The 15,227-nt window shown below is 66.0% G+C and carries 17 protein-coding genes; 9 read left to right on the top strand and 8 right to left on the bottom strand.

Annotated elements, in window-relative coordinates:
* Nucleotides 1-36 precede the first annotated feature (36 nt).
* The 4 genes from ACSHT2_RS17555 (at nt 37) to ACSHT2_RS17540 (ending at nt 3,140) form a co-directional block, all read left to right on the top strand.
* On the top strand, nt 37-285 hold the full coding sequence (locus ACSHT2_RS17555) for a hypothetical protein (protein ID WP_319337470.1): 249 nt from the start codon (nt 37-39) through the stop codon (nt 283-285).
* Nucleotides 286-454: 169 nt separating this feature from the next.
* On the top strand, nt 455-1,132 hold the full coding sequence (locus ACSHT2_RS17550; RefSeq protein ID WP_440642654.1) for an FABP family protein: 678 nt from the start codon (nt 455-457) through the stop codon (nt 1,130-1,132).
* A 19-nt stretch (nt 1,133-1,151) separates the two neighbouring features.
* Nucleotides 1,152-1,859, top strand: coding sequence for a RibD family protein (locus tag ACSHT2_RS17545; protein WP_440642653.1), 708 nt, complete (start codon nt 1,152-1,154; stop codon nt 1,857-1,859).
* Nucleotides 1,860-1,868: 9 nt separating this feature from the next.
* Complete coding sequence (locus ACSHT2_RS17540) at nt 1,869-3,140, top strand: flavin monoamine oxidase family protein (protein ID WP_440642652.1); 1,272 nt, start codon at nt 1,869-1,871, stop codon at nt 3,138-3,140.
* Nucleotides 3,141-3,201: 61 nt separating this feature from the next.
* Here ACSHT2_RS17540 and ACSHT2_RS17535 read toward each other — a convergent pair whose 3' ends face one another.
* The 3 genes from ACSHT2_RS17535 to ACSHT2_RS17525 all read right to left on the bottom strand — a co-directional run bounded on the left by ACSHT2_RS17535 (nt 3,202) and on the right by ACSHT2_RS17525 (nt 4,757).
* Entirely contained in the window at nt 3,202-3,513 is a 312-nt protein-coding gene (locus ACSHT2_RS17535; RefSeq protein ID WP_440642651.1) for a hypothetical protein, read from the bottom strand.
* 164 nt (nt 3,514-3,677) lie between these two features.
* Nucleotides 3,678-4,247 carry a cysteine hydrolase family protein gene (locus ACSHT2_RS17530; protein ID WP_440642650.1) on the bottom strand — a complete coding sequence of 190 codons (570 nt, stop codon included), beginning with the start codon at nt 4,245-4,247 and terminating at the stop codon, nt 3,678-3,680.
* A gap of 162 nt (nt 4,248-4,409) precedes the next feature.
* Entirely contained in the window at nt 4,410-4,757 is a 348-nt protein-coding gene (locus ACSHT2_RS17525) for a DUF3088 domain-containing protein (protein ID WP_440642649.1), read from the bottom strand.
* A 112-nt stretch (nt 4,758-4,869) separates the two neighbouring features.
* On the opposite strand from ACSHT2_RS17525, the gene ACSHT2_RS17520 reads away from it, so the two are divergent.
* Entirely contained in the window at nt 4,870-6,696 is a 1,827-nt protein-coding gene (locus tag ACSHT2_RS17520) for an AMP-dependent synthetase/ligase (protein WP_440642648.1), read from the top strand.
* Nucleotides 6,697-6,772: 76 nt separating this feature from the next.
* A complete protein-coding gene (locus ACSHT2_RS17515) occupies nt 6,773-8,350 on the top strand; it encodes an oleate hydratase (RefSeq protein ID WP_440642647.1) in 1,578 nt (525 codons plus the stop codon).
* Between the two features lie 3 nt (nt 8,351-8,353).
* Here the strand turns inward: ACSHT2_RS17515 and ACSHT2_RS17510 are convergent, their stop codons facing one another.
* The 4 genes from ACSHT2_RS17510 to ACSHT2_RS17495 form a co-directional block, all read right to left on the bottom strand.
* Nucleotides 8,354-8,932 carry a hypothetical protein gene (locus ACSHT2_RS17510; RefSeq protein ID WP_440642646.1) on the bottom strand — a complete coding sequence of 193 codons (579 nt, stop codon included), beginning with the start codon at nt 8,930-8,932 and terminating at the stop codon, nt 8,354-8,356.
* A 203-nt stretch (nt 8,933-9,135) separates the two neighbouring features.
* Nucleotides 9,136-10,449, bottom strand: a complete 1,314-nt coding sequence (locus tag ACSHT2_RS17505; RefSeq protein ID WP_440642645.1) for a tetratricopeptide repeat protein — start codon at nt 10,447-10,449, stop codon at nt 9,136-9,138.
* A 15-nt stretch (nt 10,450-10,464) separates the two neighbouring features.
* The gene (locus ACSHT2_RS17500) at nt 10,465-11,475 is read right to left on the bottom strand and encodes an aldo/keto reductase (RefSeq protein ID WP_440642644.1); all 1,011 of its coding nucleotides are present in this window, start codon (nt 11,473-11,475) and stop codon (nt 10,465-10,467) included.
* 161 nt (nt 11,476-11,636) lie between these two features.
* Nucleotides 11,637-12,062 carry a PaaI family thioesterase gene (locus ACSHT2_RS17495; RefSeq protein WP_028182163.1) on the bottom strand — a complete coding sequence of 142 codons (426 nt, stop codon included), beginning with the start codon at nt 12,060-12,062 and terminating at the stop codon, nt 11,637-11,639.
* Nucleotides 12,063-12,130: 68 nt separating this feature from the next.
* On the opposite strand from ACSHT2_RS17495, the gene ACSHT2_RS17490 reads away from it, so the two are divergent.
* Together ACSHT2_RS17490 and ACSHT2_RS17485 are read left to right on the top strand one after the other, a co-directional pair.
* Entirely contained in the window at nt 12,131-12,757 is a 627-nt protein-coding gene (locus ACSHT2_RS17490; protein WP_440642862.1) for an NUDIX hydrolase, read from the top strand.
* Between the two features lie 56 nt (nt 12,758-12,813).
* The gene (locus ACSHT2_RS17485) at nt 12,814-14,025 is read left to right on the top strand and encodes a hypothetical protein (RefSeq protein WP_440642643.1); all 1,212 of its coding nucleotides are present in this window, start codon (nt 12,814-12,816) and stop codon (nt 14,023-14,025) included.
* Nucleotides 14,026-14,196: 171 nt separating this feature from the next.
* Here the strand turns inward: ACSHT2_RS17485 and ACSHT2_RS17480 are convergent, their stop codons facing one another.
* Nucleotides 14,197-14,502, bottom strand: a complete 306-nt coding sequence (locus tag ACSHT2_RS17480) for a hypothetical protein (RefSeq protein ID WP_440642642.1) — start codon at nt 14,500-14,502, stop codon at nt 14,197-14,199.
* A gap of 193 nt (nt 14,503-14,695) precedes the next feature.
* Here ACSHT2_RS17480 and ACSHT2_RS17475 point away from each other — a divergent pair, with 193 nt between their 5' ends.
* Nucleotides 14,696-15,175, top strand: a complete 480-nt coding sequence (locus ACSHT2_RS17475; RefSeq protein WP_440642641.1) for a hypothetical protein — start codon at nt 14,696-14,698, stop codon at nt 15,173-15,175.
* Nucleotides 15,176-15,227: the final 52 nt, after the last annotated feature.

Below are 15,227 nucleotides of genomic sequence, written 5' to 3'. Positions count from 1 at the left end.
GTCTCGGCAAGAGATCGTTTCAGGTTGAGGCAAGCGATGCAGAAAATGTCCCGTTCTGGTGCTGCCGGTGAACTCCGGCTCGATGCGTTGATCGCGGATCTGTGGTGGCGTGTTCGGCTCCTGAACACCGACATCCTCGAGGAGGAGGCTCGGGCCCGGGTGTCCGACGTGCACCAGCCGACATATTCGCTGCTCGCGCTCAACCTTCGCGCGCGACGCGACAACCTTGTGTCGACGATCGGCGTGCTCGAGCAGCGCGCGAAATCGATGTCGGAAGCAGCCTGAGAGCAGTCTGCGGACCGGCGGCCGCGCTCCGTCGCGGGCCGCCGGCGCGCGGGATGCAACGAGCGTCGTCGCATGGCTCGAATGCCTCCGGCGCTTGTCCGAGCATGAGTTGAATTCACGACAGGCCTGCCTGTGGTATTGATGGCCCCTGCAATCTCGCGAGGCCTCCATGCTCCCCATTCCCGCCGATATCTTCACCGAGCCCGAGGACGTCTCGCCCGACGGCCTTGCCAATCTCGGCCCGCTGCGGCGGCTCGCCGGCACCTGGCAGGCGGACAAAGGCATCGACATCAATCCGAAGGCGGAAGGGCCGGAGCGGCGAATCTTCATCGAGCGCATCCGCATGGACCCGATCGACCCGCAGGCCAACGGGCCGCAGCTGCTGTACGGTCTGCGCTATCACATCCACATCAACACGCCCGAGGAAGACATCACTTTCCACGACCAGGTCGGCTACTGGCTGTGGGAGCCCGCGACCGGGCTGATCATGCAGACGCTGGCGATCCCGCGCGGGCAGGTGCTGCTGGCCTCGGGCAAGGCCGGGCCGGATGACAGGACAATCACGGTCACGGCCAAACGCGGCGACACCGCTTACGGGATCTGCTCGACCGACTTCCTGGAACAGGCCTTCCGCACCGATGCTTACCGCTGCGACATCACCTACAACGATGACGGCAGCTGGACCTATCTGATCCAGACCGAGTTGTTCGTGCACGGCGCACCGTTCAATCATCGCGACACCAACACGCTCCAGCTCGTCGCGCCGCCAAAGCTCAATCCGCTGGCGGCGATCGTCAACGATCGCGCCAAAGAAAATGCAGCAGCTGGCGGTGGATCCGCGGCCTGAGCGCTGCCCGGAGAATTGCATGAAGCCGTATGTCGTCTGTCTGATGCACTCCAGCCTCGACGGCCGCACGCATCCCAGCCGCTGGCGTCCGAAGGGGGCAGGCACGGATTGGTTCGAGAAGATCCATGACGAGCTCGGCGGCGATGCCTGGGTGATCGGCCGCGTCACCGGGGCGGAGTTCGCCAAGGGCAAGCCCTATCCCACGACGGACGCAACGTTCCCGCGCGAGAACTGGTTCGCGCGGCGCGATGCGAAAACCTATGGCGTCGTGCTCGATGCACAGGGGAAGATCGGCTGGGGCCGCTCGGACATCGGCGGCGACCCGATCGTGGTCGTACTGACCGAGCGTGTGCCGGATTCGCATCTCGCCGGCCTTCGCGGCGAGGGCGTGTCCTACATCTTTGCCGGACGATCCGAGATTGACCTGGCGCTGACGCTGGACATCCTCGCCCGCGAGCTGGGCGTGAAGCGTCTGCTGGTGGAGGGCGGCGGCGTCGCCAACGGCGCGTTCCTGCGCGCCGGTCTCATCGACGAATTCAATCTGATCCTCAGCCCGGCAATCGACGGCGCAAAAGGCGCACCCTTCGTATTCGACTCGACAGAGGCGGACAGCGATCGGTGTGCGCCGATCACCGCGATGACGCTGGAGAGCACGCGCGAGCTCGGCGGCGGCGTCCTGCTGCTGCGATATCTGATCAAGAACGACCCTCAAGCCGCGAGCCGGTAAAGCGCGGCCATGTCCGATATATCCGAGCACATCGTCATTGTCGGCGCCGGCGCGGCCGGCCTGATGGCGGCGCGCGAGCTGGCGCGTGCCGGCCGGACGGTGACGATCCTGGAGGCACGCCAGCGCTGTGGCGGCCGCATTCATCCGCTGCCGGCTTCGGAGTTCGGCTATCCCGCCGATGGCGGCGCTGAGTTCGTTCATGGCGAGGCGCCGGTCACGCGCGCGCTGCTGTGCGAAGCCGGGCTGTCCCTTCAGGAGATCGAGGGCGAGCAGTGGAGCTTTGACGGGACGAAGCTCTCGCGCGAAGGGCGCCACGATCCCCATGATGCAGAGCTTCAAGCCACGCTACGGGGCTTGAAGGACGATCTCACGGTCGCCGACTTCCTGCGCCGGCATTTTGCCGGGGACGAGTATGCGCCGATGCGCCATTCGATCGAACGGATGGTCGAGGGTTATGATGCGGCCGACCCTGAGCGCGCGTCCACGCTGGCGCTGCGCGCGGAATGGATGGATGGCGGGCACGCTCCGCTGGCGCGCATCGATGGCGGGTACGGTGCGATGATCGACGTGCTGGCGGCCGACTGCCGCAGGCATGGCGTGACCATCCGCCTCGGTTGCGTCGTGTCGGCGATCGCGGAGGAGGGCGGCGCGGTGACCGTTCGCTGCGCCGGCGGCGATGTGCACGCCTGCGATCGCGCGATCCTCACCGTGCCGCTGCCGCTGCTGCGCGAGATCGCGCTGCCGGCGGGGGCGCGCGCGAAGCTTGCCGCTGCCGACGACATCGGCTTCGGCAATGTCATCAAGATCCTGCTGCGCTTCGCACGGCCATGGTGGCGCGAGCGCAAGGAAAATCTCGCGGACATGACTTTCCTCTTGTCCGACCAGGCGATCCCGGTGTGGTGGACGCGCTATCCGGACCAGCATCCCGTGCTCACGGGCTGGTTCGGCGGCCCGCGCACGGCGGAGCTGGAAAGCCTCGATCCGCAAGAATTGATCGATGCCGGGCTCGGCTCGCTCGCCGCCGTCTTCGGCCTGCCGCGCGATGACATCGCGCGCGAGCTCGTGGCGGCGGCTGCGATCAACTGGGTGCATGATCGCTTCGCGCGCGGTGCCTATTCGTGGGCGACGCCGCGGACGCGGGAGGCACAAGCGATCCTCGCACGTGCGGATGGGCGCGTGCTGTTTTCCGGCGAAGCACTCTATCGCGGCCGCGATATGGGCACGGTCGAGGCGGCGCTCGCGAGTGGCCTTGAGACGGCGGGGACAATCTTGCGCGGATAGCAAGTCTTGCGCGGATACAAGAAAGGCCCGCATCTCTGCGGGCCTCTTGTCTTACCAGCTCCTACCAGCGTCCGCCGCCGAAGCTGAACGACACGCCGGGACCGCCGCCGTAATAGCCGTACGGTCCGCGGCCGTAATAGCCGTGGTGCCGCGGGTAATAGCCGTAGCTTCTGTAATAGGGCCGGTGGTGGCCGTGATGCCGCCAATGATGACGGTGACCGTGCCAGCGATGGTGCCTGCGGTGCGCGCTGATGTCGGTGGACTGGCTTTCCTGCGCGGTCTGCTTGGCGCTTACGCTGCCAGCCGCGTTGGCCGCTGATCCGCCGGCAAACGCCGCAGCACCGAGGGCGATCGCGGCAATGAGATACTTCATGTCGTCACTCCAGTTGAACGTCGCGTGACAACACATGAGTGCCGGCTGCGTTCCGGCCAGTGCGGGCGTCGAAACGACGCAGCGTGCGATATGCGACGTCACGCGAGCGATCGTGCGTCGTGAGATGTATTGTCGCATCACCGGCGCTCATCGCGCCGCCGCCATCACTTCGCCGCGAATGATGCGATCGCCTCATCTGCAGTGACGATGCGCGCGAATTCGCCGTTGAGGTTCGACAGCGTCATTGCGTGGATCTGCTCGGCGGAATGCGCCTCGCCGTCGGGCCCGATGCGGTCGAACGTCCAGGTCGCATCGCGCACCAGGCACGCATCGAAGCCGAGATTTCCGGCCATCCGCGTCGTCGTCTCGACGCAATGATTTGTGGTGGCGCCGCAGATGACGAGCGTGGCGATGTTGCTTGCGCGCAGGCGCGTCTCGAGGTCCGTGCCGATGAAGGCGCTGTTGACGCGCTTGACGATCACGGGCTCTCCGTCCTGTTCGCGCGCCTCATCCTTGACTGCGTAACCGGAACGCGATGGCAGAAACGACGAGTTCGGCTTCGTGCCTTCGTGGCGGATGTGGAAGATCGGCGCGCGGTTCGCCCTGAAGGCCTTCAGCAGATCGACGATGCGCGCCACCGCATCCGGATTGTTGCGCCGCCTGCCCGCCGCCTCCCATTCGTCGAATGCCCGCTGGACGTCGATGACGATGAGGGCGGGGAGGGAGGCGGTCATGATCGGAGCTTTCGTGCGGGCCGTTGAAGCGAATATGCGAGCCGATCAGGGAAGCGCAATGCCAATCTTCCCTCGTTTCGCGACAGTTTCCGTGCCCCGGACGCAGCGCAGCGTCTCTTCGACGGCGCGCTGCAGAGCCGGCTACGCGGGCGGGAATTCTTTCTATGGATGCGGATCGGGAAAGCCGTGGCGCTCGGAGAGCGCGGCGAGGATCGCGTCCTTGTCGGCGATGAAGGCGCGGCCATGATGGCTGCCGGTCTGGTGCGGCGAAGTCGCCCCAGTCGCGAGCACGAGCAGCGGCAGCGATTGGTTCTCCTCGCCGACCAGCGCGACCACGGCTTGCCGCGGTCGTGGCCAGGGGATCCGCTCGACATCGAGCTTCTCGGCGAGCGCCGGAAACGAGGCCAGCACGCCCTCGATCAGCGCGCAATGCCAGCAATAGAATCGGCGCCCCGGGAAGTCCGGATTCTCGAAGCCGGGACGCAGCAGAAACAGGCGGTCGCGCGTCATGGGTCGCTCCGAAGCATGGCCGCCTTGCTGAGGATCAAGGCGGCACGGTCTGGCCGGCCTACTCTCGAGGCCCCAAATGGTTGGGGAATCGAGAAGGTTAAGAAAGAACGCCATGCCGGTGCCGAACAGTCAACCGCAGTCGCTCGCTGACGTGATGACACTGCCGGAGCTCTTGCGCTGGCGCGTCCATGCGACGCCGGCGGCGGAGGCCTATCGCCATTTTGACGGCGCTGCCGGACGCTGGGTCAGTCAGTCCTGGCAGGAAATCGATGCGGAATTCGAGCGCTGGCGGCGGGCGCTGGCTGCGGAGGGCTTTGCGGCCGGCGAGCGGGTCGCCATCCTGATGCCGAACGGCATTCCGCATGTCGCGATGGATCAGGCGGCGCTGTCGCGTGGGCTCGTTCCGGTGCCGATGCATGCCGTCGACAACCCCGACAGCATCGCCTACATCCTCGCCGATTCCGGTGCGCTGCTGCTGTTCGTGGATACGCTGTCGCGCTGGCAGGCGATCACCTCGACTGGCCAGCCGCTCGACCATCTCAAGCGCATCGTTTGCGCGGATGCGACGGGGCTCAGTGCTGCCGATACCCGCATCGTCGCGCTCGATCGCTGGCTTGCGGAGCCCCGCAGCGCCAGCGCGCCGCTGGTTGACGTCACGGTCGAGCCGGGCCATCTTGCCGCCATCGTCTACACTTCGGGCACGACGGGGCGGCCCAAGGGCGTTATGCTGTCGCATGGCAATATCGTCGCCAACGTGAAGGCCGTCGCGCAGCGCATCGCGGCCGTGCCGAACGATGTCTTCTTGTCCTTTCTGCCGCTCTCGCACACCTTCGAGCGTACCGGTGGCTACTATTATCCGATCGCGGCGGGGGCCTGCGTCGCCTATGCGCGCTCGGTGTCGCAGCTCGGGGAAGACCTGAAAATCGTACGGCCGACGGTGCTGGTCTCGGTGCCGCGCATCTATGAGCGCATCTACGCCCTGATCATGCAACATCGCGCGGCGGCCGGCGGCGCAGAACGCGCGCTGCTCAATCTCGCGCTTGCCGTCGGGGGCCGGCGCTTCGATGCGCGGCAGGGTCGCGGCTCGCAGGCGCTGTTCGACCGGCTCGCCTGGCCGCTCCTGAAGCGTTTCGTCGCCGACAAGGTGTTGGCCCAGTTCGGCGGACGCCTGCGCGTTGCGGTCTCCGGCGGGGCTCCGATTGCCGAGCCGGTCATCCGCCTGTTTCTCGCGCTCGGGCTCGACGTCCTTCAGGGCTACGGCATGACGGAGACCTCGCCAGTCGTTTCCGTCAATACGCCCGACGACAACGATCCGACCTCCGTCGGCCGCGTCCTGGACGGTCTAGAGGTCCGGCTCGGCGAGCTCGACGAGCTGCTCGTGCGCGGGCCGAGCGTGATGCTCGGCTACTGGCACAAGCCGGAGGAGACGCGCAGGGTCAAGCAGGCCGACGGCTGGCTGCACACAGGCGATCAGGCCCGCATCGAGAATGGGCGCATCACCATCACCGGCCGCATCAAGGACATCCTGGTCACTTCGACCGGCGAGAAGATCGCGCCGGTGGATCTGGAGACCGCGATCCTCGCCGATCCCCTGTTCGAGCAGGCACTGGTGATCGGCGAACAGCGGCCGTTCCTCGCCGCGTTGGTCGTGCTGAATGCAAAAGCCTGGGTGCAGGAGAAAGAAAGGCTCGCGGCGAGCGGCAATCAAGGCGCCGCGGCGGAGCGGGCCGCGCTGCTGGCCAGAATTGCGGCCGCCGTGAAGGCCTATCCGTCCTACGCGACGCCGCGCGCGGTATGGTGGACGCTGGATCCGTGGACCATTGCCGGCGGCCTGCTCACGCCGACGCTGAAGAACAAGCGCCCCGCGCTCGAGCGCCGCTTCGCCGCCGAGATCGAGCAGATCTACGCCAAGAAGCCGGTGGCGATAACGTCGACGTGATTTCGCCTCCGGCCGCCCTTGATCCAGCGCAACTTCGGCCGCCGCCGCCCGATGCAATGTGGCCGCGACATTCGAAATGCAATCGAGGCAGGTCATGAAGGCGTATTTCATCGGCGGTGGCATTGGATCGCTCGCGGGCGCGGCGTTCCTCGTTCGCGATGCGCAGCTGCTGGGGCGCGACATCGTGATCTACGAGGCGCAGCCGCTGGTCGGCGGCAGCCTCGACGGCGCGCAGCTCGCGAGCGGCGCCTATTCGCTGCGCGGCGGGCGCATGCTCACCACCGACCATTACGAATGCACCTGGGATCTGCTCTCGAGCATTCCCTCGCTCGAGCATCCCGGCCTCAGCGTGCGCGACGAGACGATCGCCTTCAACGAAGAGAACCCGGCGCATTCCCGCGCGCGGCTGGTCGACCGCAACCGCTTCAAGGTCGACGTTTCGCACATGGGCTTCTCCGCGCGCGACCGGATCGAGCTGCTGCGGCTCACCGAAGCTTCGGAAGAGACGCTCGGCAATAGCCGCATCACCGACTGGCTGTCGCCAGGATTCTTCGAGTCCAATTTCTGGTACATGTGGCAGACCACCTTCGCCTTCCAGCCCTGGCACAGCGCTGTCGAGCTGAAGCGCTATCTGCACCGCTTCATGAGCGAGTTTCCGCGCATCGAGACGCTCGGCGGGGTCAAGCGCACCATCTACAATCAGTATGACGCGATCGTGCGGCCGCTCGCCGACTGGCTCAAGCGCCAGGGCGTGCAGTTTGTGCGCGGCACGCGCGTCACCGACATTGCGTTCGAGGCCGACGGCGCGCGCCTGCGCGTGCGTCAGCTCACACTCGACCGCGACAGCCGCACCGCCAACGTCCGGGTCGATGACGGCGATCTCGTCTTCTTCCAGAACGGCTCGATGACGGATGCTTCGAGCCTGGGCACGATGACCGAGCCGCCGCCGCGCCTGACCAAGGCCGACAGTCAGGGCTGGGCGCTGTGGGAGACGATCGCGAAAGGACGTCCCGAATTCGGCAATCCGTCCGTGTTCAACAGCTCGATCCCCGAATCCTACTGGCTGTCCTTCACCGTCACCTGCCGCGATCCGCGGTTCTTCGACCGGATGGAGGCGTTCTCCGGCAACAGGGCCGGCACCGGCGGCCTCGTCACGTTCAAGGATTCCAACTGGCTGATGTCGGTCGTGCTCTATCACCAGCCGCATTTCACGGGCCAGCCGAAGAACGTGCAGGTGTTCTGGGGTTATGCGCTGCATCCCGACCGCATCGGCAATTTCGTGGCAAAGCCGATGTCGGATTGCGGCGGCGCCGACATCCTGAAGGAGCTCTGCGGCCACCTGAACTTCGATCCCGCCGTGTTCGAGGATGCGATCTGCATTCCCTGCCGCATGCCCTACATCACCAGCATGTTCATGCCGCGCAACGCCACCGACCGGCCGCTGCCGGTGCCCGAAAATTCCGTCAATCTCGCCTTCGTCAGCCAGTTCGTCGAGATCCCTGATGACGTCGTGTTCACCGTCGAATATTCGGTGCGTGCGGCGCAGACGGCGGTCTATCGGCTCATGAAGATCGATCGCCCGGTGCCACCGGTGACGCGGCACGACAAGTCGCTCGCCGTGATCTTCGCGACGCTGGAGAAGGCGTTCGCGTGATGGCTACTTGAATGGGTCCTGGATCGACGGCGCCGACTGGCGGATGCGGCGCACGCTGACCGGCGTACCGTCGGAGACGAACAAGAGCTCGTATTTGCGGCCCTCGTTGTCGGTCGCCGAGCAGGTGACGTCGTTCACCTTCTTGGCGGCGAAATTGCCGGTCTGGCGACAGACGCCAGTGGAGGTCTGCTCGACCGGTACCGGCAGGCCGTCGACCCTGGGGCGGTCCTTGGAGTTCAGCAGCATGCGGTCGATCGGCAGCTCGTAGGAATTGTCGTCGGCGCGCTTGCCGTTCTCGCCCGAGAACGACACGACGTGGTTCGCATCTGCGGGATCATCGACCGCGACCGCGAAATTGACCCGGCCCTTGTCGCCGTGGGCGTAGGCCACCGTCTTGCAGGCATAGGTGCGGCCCGCGACCTTGAACGTCTTGCAGTGGCCGGAGATCAGCGCCAGGAGATCGATAAAGGCGTTCTGCTGCGGCTGCGGATTGTTGACCGGAATGGGTCGGGAAGTCTCGGCAAAACAAGGACTTGCCAAGGACGTGATCAGGGCGGCGAGGACCGGTCGGCAGAGGCGCATCGTCGGGCTCGTGTGCCAGGGGGCCGTGGCGGCGGACAATGTCCGTCCAACAACCATCGAACCGTAAATTGGTTGCGATCCCGTTTGCTCCGCAATTCCCGCCTGGAATACCACTGCGTCACCCCCGACGGCGCCTTCGCCCAAATTGCCCAACCCGTCCGGTCGGCACATGGCATCAGGGCAGTGTTTTTTTCGTGGCGGAGCTAGCCTGTCGCCGCCTGCCAGCGCGCATCCCGAAGCGAGGGCCTGCGGTGCAGGCGGGCATCCAGCAAGGCGCGGGCGCGGGGCAGCTCACCGCTGCGCATGAGCGCGACGATAAAGGTGTCCTCGATCAGCTCGCGCTGGGCATGGCTGCCGCCGATGCGCGCGACCTCGCCGAGGACCGGCGCGAGCACCTGGACGCAAGTCCCGTAGTCCTCATCGGCGAAAGCCAGGAGCGCGCGGCAGATTGCCGGTACCACGGGACCGGCGGGCAGCTTGTCGTCAGCGAGCCGCTGCTCGATCGCCCCAAGGCGCGCGGCGAGCGCCTCGCGGTTTTGCGTTGCGGCCGCGAACAGCGCCATGTGGACGTCGGCAAAGGACAGGCTCGACTTCGGAAACAGCTTTTGCGCGGCGGCATCAGCCTCGCGCCACAGCGTCTTCGGAACGGCATGGCCGTAGGCCGACAGGCGCCAGAGCAGCGAGGCGCTGTCGGTGACGACGTTGAGCGGCGGCGCCTGCGTGGCGGAGGGCTGAAGCACGTCGGCATAGATCGACAGCGCCCGCGCCGCATCGCCATGCTCGAGCGCGCCGAGCGCCTGGTGCCAGCGGATATGGCTGTGCAGGATTCCGGCGCGGTCGTAAGTGGGGATCCATTCGTCGACGAGGCGGTCGGCCGCATCGATCGATCCATCCTCGAACATCGCATGCAGCACCGCGTGCGCGCCGTGGGCATTCGCCCGGCGCAGATTGAAGCCGCGCTCGGTGACGGCGCGGCCGCGCACGACGTCGCCATTCTCCGTCATCGCCCAGCCGGACATGGTGAGGAACCACCAGTCCTCACCATAGTGCTGCGCAACGCGTTCGCAGAGCTCGTGCCGCGCGCGATCGTGGTCGGCCATGCCGGAGAATGCGAACAGGCCGAACGCGCCGAGCGGCAGCGACAGCACCACGGCGTCGCGCGGCCATGCGTCGATGTGCTTCAGCGTCGATGCGATCGCCTCGGGCAGCCGGCCCTCGATCGCGAGCGCCAGCGTCTCGACATGCGAGCGCTCGCGCTCGGTGCCGCGCTTCGCCACCAGTTCGCGTGCCAGCGCCGCCTTGCTTCGCGCGAGATCGCCTTGCTGGTAGAAGGCATGCACGCGGCCGCGGGCGATATGGGCCAGCGCGAAATCCGGGTCAGTCGCAATCGCGCGTTCCAGCGTCTCCGCCGTGCCGGTCCAGCCCGCGAGCATGAGGTCGACGGCTTCGCGATAGGCGGCCGCCGCCTCATGCGAAGTGGTGGAGAGCGGCAGGCCGTAGCGGTCTTCAAGCGGCATCGTCGTCTCCCACCCTTACGCCGTCCGCGCGCGGCGGCCCTCGATCGGATAGGCCGGGTCGTTGTAGCCCGGCGTCGAGGGGTGGCCCGGCGTCACCAGCCGGTCGATCAGCGCCTCGTCCTCCGCGGTGAAACGATAGTCGAGCGCGCTGATGTAGCCGTCCCATTGCTCTTCGGTGCGGGGACCGGCGATCACCGACGAGACGAAGGCGGAGTTCAGCACCCAGGCGACCGCGAACTGGCCGGCGGTGATGCCCTTCTTCTCCGCGTGCGTCTTGATCTCCTGCGCGAGACGAAGCGATTCCGGCCGCCATTCGGTCTGCATCATGCGAGTGTCGTTGCGGCCCGCGCGTGTCTCCTTGTCGGGGGCTGCATCTGGCTTGTACTTGCCGGTGAGCACGCCGCGCGCCAGGGGACTATAGGGAACGATACCGAGACCGTAGTAGGAACAGGCCGGGAAGTGCTCGACCTCCGGCATGCGGTTCATGGCGTTGTAGTAAGGCTGGCTCACCGCGGGTCGATCGATGCCGAGCCGGTCGCAGATGTTGCAGATCTCGGCGACGCGCCAGGCGCGGTAGTTCGAAACGCCGAAATAGCGCACCTTGCCCGCGCGGATCAGGTCGCCCATTGCGCGCACCGTCTCCTCCAGCGGTGTGGCGTGATCTTCCTTGTGCAGATAGTAGATGTCGATGTGATCGGTGCCGAGCCGCGTCAGGCTTTCGTCGGCGGCCTGCAAGACCCAGCGTCGTGACAGCCCGCCGCGATTGGGGTCGCCGCCCATGGGATTTGCGAGCTTCGTGGCGAGCACCCAGGCGTGACGGTTGTTGCCGATCGCGCGCCCCACCACCTCTTCGGATGCGCCTTTCGAATAGGCGTCGGCGGTGTCGATGAAGTTGATCCCGGCATCGCGCGCCTTCGCGATGATCCGCCTTGACGCGGCTTCATCGGTCGGCCCACCGAACATCATGGTGCCCAGGCAGATCGGCGACACTTTCAGGCCGCTGCGGCCGAGTTGGCGATATTGCATGGGCGGGTCCTCAACGCTGCGATGGGGCGCAGCATAGCCATCCGGTTCAGTCATTGCGAGCGCGGCGAAGCAATCCAGTGCTGCGTCCGCGGAGAGATGCCGGGTTGTTTCGCTGCGCTCGCAATGACGCGGAGAGGGCGGTGGCAGCCTGACCGCTTCGCCTACGCCGGCCCCTTCAATATCTTGAACACGCCATTCGCCATCACGACGCAGCGATCGTCCACGCTGACTTCGGTGCTCATGAAAATCAGGGTGCGGGTCGAGCGCACCACGCGCGGGCGGGAGATCAGGATGTCGCCGATCTGGCCGGCCTCGACGAAGTGGGTGTCGAGCTGCACCGTCGCCAGATATTCCTTGCCAGAGACATAGCGGGCCGTCATGCCGCAGGTGCGGTCGGCAAAGGTCATCATCACGCCGCCCTGGACCATGCCGCGGCGGTTGTGATGCTTGTCTTCGGTCGCGAGGGCGAACTCGTAATGGCCGTCGACCTTGCGCTCCCACAAGGGACCGACGAGGTGGAGGAAACCCGTGGTCTCCAGGATGCTCCAGCCGTCTGATTTCAGCCTTGCGGCGGCCTTGGTGGTCATGTCGTCGTCCGTTCCTGTGCGGGCCTCGCGAGCGCATTTCATCGGGGCCGGACGTGGTGTAGTCAAGCATCATGAGACCGTTCGACGATGCCACACGACGGAATATCGCGGATGCCTGCGCAGCCTTCACGCGCCTGCAGGAGGATGATGCGCGGGCGGGGCTGAAGCGCGCCGCGGTGGCGGTTGCGTTGACCGCGAACGAGGGCGACGACACTGCGCTGCTGCTCACGCTGCGCGCATCGCATCTGCGCGCCCATCGCGGTCAATGGGCACTCCCGGGCGGCCGCTGCGATCCCGGCGAGACGCCGGTCGAGGCGGCGCTGCGCGAGCTCGACGAGGAGCTGGGCCTTCGCCTCACGAATGCGGATGTGCTCGGCACGCTCGACGATTATCCGACGCGTTCCGGCTATCTGATCACGCCGGTCGTGGTTTGGGCCGCCGGCAGCGCTGCGATCCGGCCGAACCCGGAGGAGGTCGCCTCCGTGCATCGCATCGCGCTGGCGACGATCGAGCGCGAGGACGCTTTCGATTTCGTCGCGATTCCCGAAAGCGCGCGCCGTGTGGTTCGTTTCCACCACCAGATGAGCCTGATCCACGCCCCGACGGCGGCGCTGATCTACCAGTTCCGCGAGGTGCTGGCGGGGCGGCAGACCCGCGTCACCGACCTGGAACAACCGGTGTTTGCTTGGAAGTGATGATGGTAAACGGCGCGTTAACGTGACGGTTACCGGATGCCTGCTAAGAGGGCAGCATGCATCGATCGATTCGAAAAAACCTGGCGCTGGTTCCACTCGCACTTGTCCTGATCTCACCCGCCGCGCGCGGCGGCGAGGCCGACGCGCTGCCGGCGGCCGTTCGCAATGCCAACGCCCAGCTGCTGTCGCAGTTCTTCGCGCAAGGTGCCTCGCCGGCCGTGCTCGAATATCGCCGCAAGCTCGCGGAATATCAGGCCGCGCGCGCCGCCTTCGATGCCGAGGCCGGCGCCTATTGGAGCCAGATCTACGAGAAGCGGAAGACGCGCAACGCCAAGCGGCGCAATCGGCAGCAGATCACGCTCGACGATTACGTCCTGGAGCATCCGCCGCTCTATACCGGGCCGAAACGCCCGGTGAATCCGGAGCCGGAGGAAACGCCGGAGCGCCCGCCCCGAAAGCCTATTCCGGTGGTCGCCGATCTGCTGCGCGCGGCGCGGGAGCTCTACCAGTTCACGCCGCAGCGCCCGTCCAGCGAGGTCGAGTTCAAGCGCGCCTATGCGCGCTATGCGCTCGCCTCGGGCCTGACGCGCGAGCAGGCGGTGCGGGTCTATTCGTTCGAGACCGGCGGCACCGGCAGCTACGATGTGCAGGCGGGCATCGAGCACGGCGGCAAGCGCGCGATCTCGACCGCGATGGGCTACAACCAGCTGCTGACCACGAACAGTGTCGAGCTGCTCGCCGAGCAGGGGCATGAACTGATTCGCGCGCTTTCCGAGAAGGTGGCGAGGACCTCGGGGCCGCCGCGCCAGGCGCTCGAGCACAAGCTCGCCGTGCTCAGGAAGATGGTGGCGCATGCGAAGTCGGTGCCCGACACCTGGTCGGAGCACGAGAAGATCGGCGGCACTCCGCAGGGTTGGGCCATGCATGCGATGGTGCTCGACGTCGACATCGGGCCGATGCTTCAGACCCACAAGCTGCTGACGTCGGTGCTGTTCGCCCGCGCCAAGGGCCATAGCCGTCCGCTCACCGCCGCCGAGCTCGAGATGATGAACCTCACCGGCGACGGCACCGGTCTCGACATGGTGACGATGCCGCAGGCGATGCGCGAGAAGGTGCCGACCTCGAACTTCTTCCAGCGCGGCGGCTACGAGCGCAATCCGGTCGCGATCCGCCACAACACGGTGGCCAAGCTGCTCGCCGTGACGGACGAGCGAATGGACTCGAACAGCAACAAGGCCGGCGCGCGGGAGCTCGCGGCGGCGTTTTAGCCCTTCATCTCACCGCATCTCCGCTGTCATGCCCCGGCTCGACCGGGGCATCCAGTACGCCGCGGCCCCTCGATTCGATCACAACGGCTTCTGGAATACTGGCTCACCCGCTTTCGCGGGTGATGACACCGAGAGTGTGGCGGGCTCTGTCGCCCCCGCCTGCTCGAGCCGTTACTGATCCGGCCCGAACTTGAACTTGCCGTCGCCCTCCAGGTAAGGGCCGCTACGCATGTAGAGCTGGCCGTTGTGGCCGATGAAGAACAGTGTGCCCTTCGGCACCTTCTTGGCGCCCTTCAGCAGTTCGCCGGCGTTGCTGGTGCCCATCTTGTAGGAAAAGGTCTTGCCGTCCTTGTCATAGGCATAGCCCATGTCGGATCTGAGCTCCCACGGCGTCGCCGCGGTCTGTGCCGATGCGGGCGCGGCAAAGGCGCCCAGCAGAGCTGCGATTGCAAATGCCTTGATTGAAAACGCCGTCATCCCATCCTCCCGCGGTCGGGACATTCCGAGTTTGAACAAATCACGAACGATCTGTCCGGGTCAATTTGCGAAAGCGCCGCAGCGCATCACGTCCTGCCCAGCAGCTTGTGATTTTCCCTCCGTCCCCTCGCGACTATGTTCCGCTTTCCGTCTAGAACGCAATTCGACAAAATTACTGGTAGGGATGATTCGGATGCGCCATGTGATCAAGCTTTGCTGGGCTGCTGCATTGTCGCTGACGGCGATGGCGCCGGCGGCCCGGGCCGATGATTACCAGCTCAGCCATAATCAGCGCATTTCGTGCAGCCGCGGCCTTGCCCCGGGCAAGCTGAACACGGCGACCTGCAAGTCCTACACCTATCTCTTCAACACCAAGACCTCCGAATATTTCCGCTGCCAGGTTTCCCTGGCGCTGACCCGCGACAACAAGGAGGTCATCAACGTCCAGACCGACGGCGGCTGCTCCAGGAAGCCGCGCATCTTCGAGACCGACGGCAAATATGATTTCGACGCGACCGAGACCGAGCCGCCGAACACCAACTCGTTCTTCGGCCCCGGCGGCTATTCGGTCTGGGCCGCCGACGTCACCGCGCAGAAAGTGCGCGGCTGCATCATCATCTCCTCCGGCCTCGGCTCCGACATCTCGAAGTGCCTGGACATGACGTTCCAGTGAGGGGTTGCCATTGACGGTGCGGTCCCTCCCCCGCTTGCGGAGGAGGGTTGGG

Origin of the sequence: Bradyrhizobium sp. PUT101, assembly GCF_052043945.1 — a bacterium.
Classification (GTDB): Bacteria; Pseudomonadota; Alphaproteobacteria; order Rhizobiales; family Xanthobacteraceae; genus Bradyrhizobium.
This window is presented reverse-complemented; position numbering and strand designations above follow the sequence as displayed.

Coding starts and splice junctions, on each gene's coding strand:
- ACSHT2_RS17555 (WP_319337470.1), top strand. CDS start 37: ATGCAGAAAATGTCCCGTTCTGGTGCTGCCGGTGAACTCCGGCTCGAT.
- ACSHT2_RS17550 (WP_440642654.1), top strand. CDS start 455: ATGCTCCCCATTCCCGCCGATATCTTCACCGAGCCCGAGGACGTCTCG.
- ACSHT2_RS17545 (WP_440642653.1), top strand. CDS start 1,152: ATGAAGCCGTATGTCGTCTGTCTGATGCACTCCAGCCTCGACGGCCGC.
- ACSHT2_RS17540 (WP_440642652.1), top strand. CDS start 1,869: ATGTCCGATATATCCGAGCACATCGTCATTGTCGGCGCCGGCGCGGCC.
- ACSHT2_RS17535 (WP_440642651.1), bottom strand. CDS start 3,513: ATGAAGTATCTCATTGCCGCGATCGCCCTCGGTGCTGCGGCGTTTGCC.
- ACSHT2_RS17530 (WP_440642650.1), bottom strand. CDS start 4,247: ATGACCGCCTCCCTCCCCGCCCTCATCGTCATCGACGTCCAGCGGGCA.
- ACSHT2_RS17525 (WP_440642649.1), bottom strand. CDS start 4,757: ATGACGCGCGACCGCCTGTTTCTGCTGCGTCCCGGCTTCGAGAATCCG.
- ACSHT2_RS17520 (WP_440642648.1), top strand. CDS start 4,870: ATGCCGGTGCCGAACAGTCAACCGCAGTCGCTCGCTGACGTGATGACA.
- ACSHT2_RS17515 (WP_440642647.1), top strand. CDS start 6,773: ATGCAATCGAGGCAGGTCATGAAGGCGTATTTCATCGGCGGTGGCATT.
- ACSHT2_RS17510 (WP_440642646.1), bottom strand. CDS start 8,932: ATGCGCCTCTGCCGACCGGTCCTCGCCGCCCTGATCACGTCCTTGGCA.
- ACSHT2_RS17505 (WP_440642645.1), bottom strand. CDS start 10,449: ATGCCGCTTGAAGACCGCTACGGCCTGCCGCTCTCCACCACTTCGCAT.
- ACSHT2_RS17500 (WP_440642644.1), bottom strand. CDS start 11,475: ATGCAATATCGCCAACTCGGCCGCAGCGGCCTGAAAGTGTCGCCGATC.
- ACSHT2_RS17495 (WP_028182163.1), bottom strand. CDS start 12,062: ATGACCACCAAGGCCGCCGCAAGGCTGAAATCAGACGGCTGGAGCATC.
- ACSHT2_RS17485 (WP_440642643.1), top strand. CDS start 12,814: ATGCATCGATCGATTCGAAAAAACCTGGCGCTGGTTCCACTCGCACTT.
- ACSHT2_RS17480 (WP_440642642.1), bottom strand. CDS start 14,502: ATGACGGCGTTTTCAATCAAGGCATTTGCAATCGCAGCTCTGCTGGGC.
- ACSHT2_RS17475 (WP_440642641.1), top strand. CDS start 14,696: ATGCGCCATGTGATCAAGCTTTGCTGGGCTGCTGCATTGTCGCTGACG.